The organism is Mesorhizobium sp. B3-1-7 (assembly GCF_006439385.1).
Lineage (GTDB): Bacteria > Pseudomonadota > Alphaproteobacteria > Rhizobiales > Rhizobiaceae > Mesorhizobium.
In genome coordinates, this window is the sequence record NZ_VFTL01000074.1 from 1 (window position 1) to 6,438 (window position 6,438).

Annotated in this window: 6 protein-coding genes and 1 pseudogene; 6 read left to right on the top strand and 1 reads right to left on the bottom strand. The window is 61.2% G+C overall.

Going from position 1 to position 6,438, the window contains the following annotated elements; genetic code table 11:
• The 5 genes and pseudogenes from FJ417_RS33405 to FJ417_RS33740 form a co-directional block, all read left to right on the top strand.
• Positions 1–333 (top strand): annotated as a pseudogene (locus FJ417_RS33405) (hypothetical protein); the annotation flags it as partial.
• 95 nt (positions 334–428) lie between these two features.
• Positions 429–2,462, top strand: coding sequence for an FUSC family protein (locus tag FJ417_RS32785; RefSeq protein WP_140786323.1), 2,034 nt, complete (start codon positions 429–431; stop codon positions 2,460–2,462).
• Positions 2,459–2,668 carry a DUF1656 domain-containing protein gene (locus FJ417_RS32790; RefSeq protein WP_140786321.1) on the top strand — a complete coding sequence of 70 codons (210 nt, stop codon included), beginning with the start codon at positions 2,459–2,461 and terminating at the stop codon, positions 2,666–2,668. Before FJ417_RS32785 ends, FJ417_RS32790 begins: the two co-directional genes overlap by 4 nt.
• A complete protein-coding gene (locus tag FJ417_RS32795) occupies positions 2,665–3,564 on the top strand; it encodes an HlyD family secretion protein (RefSeq protein ID WP_140786322.1) in 900 nt (299 codons plus the stop codon). Before FJ417_RS32790 ends, FJ417_RS32795 begins: the two co-directional genes overlap by 4 nt.
• Positions 3,565–3,767: 203 nt before the next feature.
• A complete protein-coding gene (locus FJ417_RS33740) occupies positions 3,768–4,154 on the top strand; it encodes a reverse transcriptase domain-containing protein (RefSeq protein ID WP_246687638.1) in 387 nt (128 codons plus the stop codon).
• Positions 4,155–4,830: 676 nt separating this feature from the next.
• Here the strand turns inward: FJ417_RS33740 and FJ417_RS32805 are convergent.
• Positions 4,831–5,022: a hypothetical protein gene (locus FJ417_RS32805; protein WP_246687639.1), complete on the bottom strand. Its 192-nt coding sequence runs from the start codon at positions 5,020–5,022 to the stop codon at positions 4,831–4,833.
• A 109-nt stretch (positions 5,023–5,131) separates the two neighbouring features.
• Between FJ417_RS32805 and FJ417_RS32810 the strand changes: the two genes are divergently transcribed.
• Positions 5,132–5,662: a hypothetical protein gene (locus FJ417_RS32810; RefSeq protein WP_246687641.1), complete on the top strand. Its 531-nt coding sequence runs from the start codon at positions 5,132–5,134 to the stop codon at positions 5,660–5,662.
• The last annotated feature ends 776 nt before the right edge of the window (positions 5,663–6,438 follow it).

A 6,438-nucleotide genomic window follows, 5' to 3' on the forward strand; every position in this document is an offset into this window, starting at 1 on the left:
TTGGCTTGCGCGGGCATCGTTCTGGACGCAGCCGTGACCGCAAATATGATCCTTTCGCAGCGCGCCATCTTTTCACTCGGGGACGACATTCGGACGAGAGTGAATGCCCTCTACATGGCGTCTATCTTTCTTGCCGGCGCCTGCGGCTCCGCCCTCGGTGGTTGGGGTATCGTCACGGGCGGATGGCCGCTCGCGGCCGCTTTCGGGGTTGCTTTGACCGGCGGTAGCCTGCTCTTCGCCTTGCTATCAGGGGTTCCGCGCTCAAACCCTAAGGGTACATCGAAGGGATCGTCCTTGCGCAGTGAGGCGGTTCGATCGGCTGCTGACCCATGACGAGCAGTAAGACAACATATCCGCCAATCGGTCTGACACTACGCGCGTGGTTAGGTCGTGTGCGCAAGCGCCTGTTTGCGTTGGATGCTGGCGTAATGATCTTCCCCTTCTTCGGCTTTCGCGACTGGATTTTCGCGATCAATATCGCCGTGGCGGCTCTATCGGCGCTGTTCCTGGCGTTATGGATCGATCTGCCGCGCCCTTATTGGGCCGTCGCCACTGTCTTCATCACGACCCAATCTCTTGCGGGCGCAACCCGCTCGAAGGCCGCCTACCGTGTTTACGGCACCGTGTTGGGCGCGGTGGCCACCGTCATCATGGTTCCCAACCTCATCGATGCGCCGGAACTCCTCAGCGCCGCGATAGCGCTTTGGGTCGCCTTCTGCCTGTATTTTTCCCTCCTCGATCGCACACCGAAGAGCTACGTCTTGATGCTCGGCGGCTACACGGCGGCGTTTGTCGGCTTTCCGTCGGTTGCCGATCCCGGCTCGATCTTCGACACTGCCGTGGCGCGGGCGGAGGAAATCACTCTCGGCATTCTCTGCGCGAGCCTTGTCTCGTCGGTCGTGCTGCCGCAGTCGGTTGCTCCATTGATCAGGAGTCGCCTCGACCAGTGGTTCCGGGACGCCCGCCAATGGAGTGCGGCGGTCTTCAACAGGAATCGCACCGATAACGGGCAGGCACAGCGCCTCCGTCTGGCTTGCGATGCCATCGCGTTCGATGCGCTGGTGACGCCGTTGCGATACGATATGTCGGGAGCCAAGCGCTCGGCCGAGGCGATGGCCACGCTTCGTCAGCACATGCTGATGTTCCTGCCCATCGTCGCAGCAATAGCCGACCGGATCGCTGCTCTTGAATCGGCGCAGGCGCTCTCGATAGACGTCAGGCGCCGGCTCGCCGATATGGCCGCATGGATTGCGTCGGGCACGACCGAGCCGATCACCGCCCATAACTTGCGTCTCGCCATCGCCGATCTTGACCCGGTGCTTGGACGCAAGCCGCGGTGGTCAGATCTTGTGATGGCAAGCCTGGTCGCCCGCCTGGAAGATTTCATCGACCTGCGTCAGGACGCCCGCGCGCTCCAGCGGCACATTGTCGACGGAACGCCTGTGCGGGAGACGCTGGCGTTCCGCTACACGGCGGATGCACGGACGGTCCGCCACCGCGATCGCGGGCTGGCGCTACTGTCCGCTGTCGCGGCCTTCCTCGCCATCGCCCTCTCAGCCTCGATCTGGATCGCCACCGCATGGCCCGATGGGGCATTCGCACCTACAGAGGCGGCCGTGGCCTGCTCTTTTTTTGCAGTCCAGGATGATCCGGCTCCGCAAATCATCGGCCTGATGAAGGCGGCGATCGTTGGCACGGTCGGTGCCGCGTTATATCTGTTCGTCGTTCTCCCTCTTGCGACGAATGCCGAGATGGTGGCCCTCGCACTTGCCCCCGGCATGATCGCCTGCGGCCTGTTGATGACACAACCACGCACCGCACTGTTCGGCTTGGGCACAGGCGCCGTTGGCTTTACGCTGCTCGCGCTTCAAGACCGCTATAGCGGAGATTTCGCGACTTTCACAAATGGTGCCATCGCCGCCATTGTGGGATTGTGGACCGCGGCAATGGTGACCCGCCTCGTCCGATCCGTCGGAGGCGCGTGGAGCGCGCGGCGCTTGCGCCGCATCAACCGCCGAGACTTGACGCAAGCGGCCCTAAAGCAGGGCACTGCGGACGGTCTCGAACTTGCTGCCCTCATGCTTGATCGCATTGGTCTGATTGCACCCCGGCTTGCATCACTTCCTTCCGAGGACGCCGAATGGACCCGGGAACTGCTCACCGAGGTGCGGATCGGGATCGCTGTCGTCGAGTTGCGCCGCGTCCGGACGAACCTGCCACCGAAGGAAGCCGCCGCGTTCGACCGGGTCTTGTCGGCGGTCGCTGCGCATTTTCAGACCGACACAATCCATGTGCCCGCCAAGGTACTCGCACTTATCGACGCTGCCTTGAATGCTGTCGTCGCCCTTGAAGCCGGCTCCCTGAGGCGGACGGGGCTCCTCGGGCTCACCGATCTGCGCCGTGGCCTGTTTCCAAATGCAGCGCCCTACCGGCCAGCCCTCGAAACGGAACTAGCGGCATGAGCAACCAGTTGAACCTCTATGGCGTCTTCGTGCCGGCGTTATTCACCTGGACACTGATAGCGCTTGCCGTCAGCGTTCCGTTGCGCCGGATTATCGCGTGGAGCGGCTTTTATCGATTCGTTTGGCACCGGTCGCTGTTCGACGTCGCGCTCTATGTCGTCCTGGTCGGCGCCATCGTCCTTCTCGCAAAGCAGTTTCCATTATGAAGCGGCTGCTGACTCATTCTCTCCGATTCGCCGTCACTATCATGATGGTGACGCTCGCCATCGTGGTCGGCGTGTCCCTATGGGATTACTATTTGAATGCGCCTTGGACGCGCGACGGGCGGGTCCGTGCGGACGTCATCGCGATAGCGCCCGATGTCTCCGGGCTCGTGACCGAGGTGTTTATCAAAGACAACCAGAACGTTCGCCGCGGCGATGTTCTCTTCCGCATCGATGCCGAACGTTTCACCCTGGCGCTGCGCCAGGCCGAAGCTGTCGTGGCAGGCAAGGAGGCAGTGGCCGAGCAGACGGGCGCGGACTACCGGCGCTACAGTGAGCTCAGCGATACGGCCGTGGTTTCGGAGCAAATGTTCGAAATGGCGAAAGCAAGCGCGGAGGAAGCAAAAGCGGCCTACGACCAGGCGCTTTCGGATCGAGACGTGGCAAAGCTCAACCTTGCCCGATCGGAGGTGCGCGCTTCGGTTAACGGGCGCGTCACGAACGTGGATCTGCGGCCCGGCGCTTACGTAACCGTCGGCCGAGGCGTAATGGCGCTGATCGACGAGGACACGATACGTGTCGAGGGCTATTTCGAGGAAACCAAGCTGCCGCGCATTCACGTCGGTGACAAAGCCACTATACGTCTGGCGGGCGAAAGCTCCGTGCTGTCGGGCCACGTCGAGAGCATCGCCGGAGGAATCGAGGATCGTGAGAGGACCTCCGGTTCAAACCTTCTCGCAGATGTAAATCCGACGTTCTCGTGGGTCCGTCTTGCGCAACGCGTCCCCGTGCGCGTCGCCCTCGATGGATCAAGTCGTTCGGTGGACCTGGTCTCCGGCCGAACGGCGACAGTCGAGATTGAGTCATCGCAGCAGTTCCCGCGCAAGTGGTTCTGGTAGCAAATGCCGCCGCGCGCGGGGTGCACGACAAGGAGCAGAGAGGATGGACGGACAGGTTATCCACAACCCGGCTCAAAGCCGTTTTGAAATGGCACTCGGCGACGAAATCGCCGTCGCGTACTACAAGATCGAAGACGGGCGCGTTGCCCTCCTTCACACCGAAGGTCCCTCAACACCTGTCTGGCCAGGGATTTGGGTCCAAGTTGGCGCAAGGCGTTTTCGAAGCGGTCCGGGGCAGCGGACGGCGAGCGATCGCCAAATGCCCGTTCATGTCATATTACGCGAGCCGGCACCCGGAGTTTTCGGCCATTCTCGAGGCTGCTTGCCGCTACGCGGACGACTGCAACATCTATGTTCGCAGCCGCCGCGCCGGCGAACGGGTCATGGCCTCCGTCAGCCGGTTCCTGACCAAGAAGCTGCTGCTGAAGATCAACGAGGCGAAGAGCGCGGTGGCGCAACCGGAGGAGCGGAAGTTCCTGGGGTTCAGCCGGGATATGACACGCCGGACACGGGGAATCAGTCTGGCGCAGCTGATCAAAGAGCTGAAGCCATACCTCATAGGATGGCGCGGCTACTTCGGCTTCTGCTAGACCCCACGGGTGCGTACGAACTTGGAGGCGTGGATTCGCCGAAGATTACGCTTGTATCTTTGGCGGCAATGGCGGAACGGGCACAACCGCTACAAGGAACTGCGCCGTCGTGGCCTACCAAAGCTCCGTGCCGCGGTTGCCGCCGGTTCGCCGACGGGATTCTGGCGCATGTCAGGACACCCGGCGGTCCAACAGGCCCTGCGCAACCACCACTTCGACTCGCTCAGTCTCCCCCGACTCTATGTATCTGTGCAAGCTTAATCCGGTCGACCCGCCGTGGTACGTGACCCGTATGCCCGGTGGTGTGGGAGGGGCGGCGCCGCGAGGCGTCCCCCTATCCCGATCAGTGGCGCGACGAAGACCTATAGCCCGGTCCAAGTAATGTCCGCTTCAGGGAGCGGCAGAGACTGTCGCAACGGCCGAAATGAGGCGCAAAGCGGTCGTCCACGCCTCGGTAGTCGTGGGTCGTCTTGAGGTCAGCCGCCATTCGCCTTATCCGCTTTTCCCCGACTGAAAGTCAGGAACGCGCCCAACGTCAGTCATTACGTGGACTTCTCCATTCGCCGAAAGCGGACATTGCCGGGAATACGCTTAGTTTGCGCAAGAAGCGGGCATTGCATTTGAGAACCCAGCGGCGGGCATATCGGTGCTGGAGTCACTCCCTCTGCATGCTGCCTCAACGCCAGAAGCGCCTGGTATTGACAAAGGCGTCGTGTGCTTCCGCGGCCTCTTTGAGAAGCTTGGACTTGTCGTCGGCGCTGAAGAGATCCTTCGCACCAGCCACGTCCGAAAGCTCCAGCGCTGCCAGCATATCGGGGGCGGTGGCGATATCGTTGAGGTTACCGAGCTGATCCTGCAGGCCCTTCATCGCGAGCGCCGAACTCGATCCGGCTTTTGCTCAAGGTCATGCCTATCTGGCGCAGTGCCTGGTTGCGCGATTCTGATACGACCGCGATCCTCGTACGCTGCAAAGTGCCTTGCAGTCTGCGCGCACGGCGCTCCTGCTCGACCGGAATGACGGCATATGCAACCAGAGCATGGGTCTCGTGCTCGTACATATGCGCCTGCATGGGGATGCCGGACTGCATTTCCAGCAGGCTCGTACGCTCAATCCGCACGACGTCAACATTGCCGGAGACTATGCAAGCTGGCTCAACTACGGCGGCCAGCCTCAGCAGTCCTTGGCGGTCCTCGAAAGGGCCATACTGCTCGACCCGTTGCCCCCGGTCTGGTTCTGGGAGGTGAAGGGCAGCGCGCTCTTCCTGCTCGGCCGATATGCCGAGGCCATCGACGCTTATCGGAAGGCCGGCGACCAGTTCTTCATCCATGCCTTTCTTGCGGCGGCCTACGCACATCTTGACGAAATGGAAAACGCGCATGTCGCAGTCAAGGCTACACTGAGCCGGCAACCGGACCTCTCGCTCGGCTACCTTGCCCACCTTCCCTTCGCAGACCCGTCATCCTTCGAGCTCTTCCTCTCCGGCTTCAGAAAGGCCGGCTTTTTATAGGATCCAGTCGGTCCGAGAATTCATCTCCGCATTTCGGTGTATGTGAGCAGTAGGAAGACGGCGGCGATGATCATCGACATAACATCGGGGTCATTGCTGGATCAGGCCCATCGTCGAGCATGCACTCATCTTACCTTCGGCAGACCGTCCGCTTTCGAGCGAAGGTAAAGTTTGCCGAGCGTCCGAGATGAGTGCGCGTTGCGGTCCGGCGGGTTGGTTCGCGAAAGCCGACGATACGGTTCTGGAGCGAACTAGCCAGAAGCCGCCATTCCGCTTTCGACCTGTGCGAGCCTGTCGGCCGGTGGCGTATATTGCGTTGAACTGCGGCGCAGGAGCTAGTGGCAGCTACGAGATGGGTGATTAACCAGGAGGCTCTCCAGAATAGCTGGTGCAACAACCTAACAAGCGCTGATCTCACCGAACAGGATGGACGCAATCGGCGGACAGACCCTTCTTGATTGTATCAATCGTTTCTTAATTAGCGGATCCTTACGTTTGCCCTCGCCACGAACGCACATAAGGCGTACATTTGCGCATCGCTGGCTGGGACCTGATAGAGCCTGCGACTGAGAGCGGGAGAATCCGCCTAAACACGGCGCGCTTCTACTCGCCAGATCCGAGCGCTCTCAAGATTTGCCCGCCTCGGCCGGCATCCCCTTCGTGCGATTCGGGCCGCTGTCACTTTTATGCCTGGAGGAGAAACAGCTTTTCACACTGGAGGAGGAACCATTATGCATCATCTTGCACGCCGCGAATTCATCGTTCAAGGTAGCGCG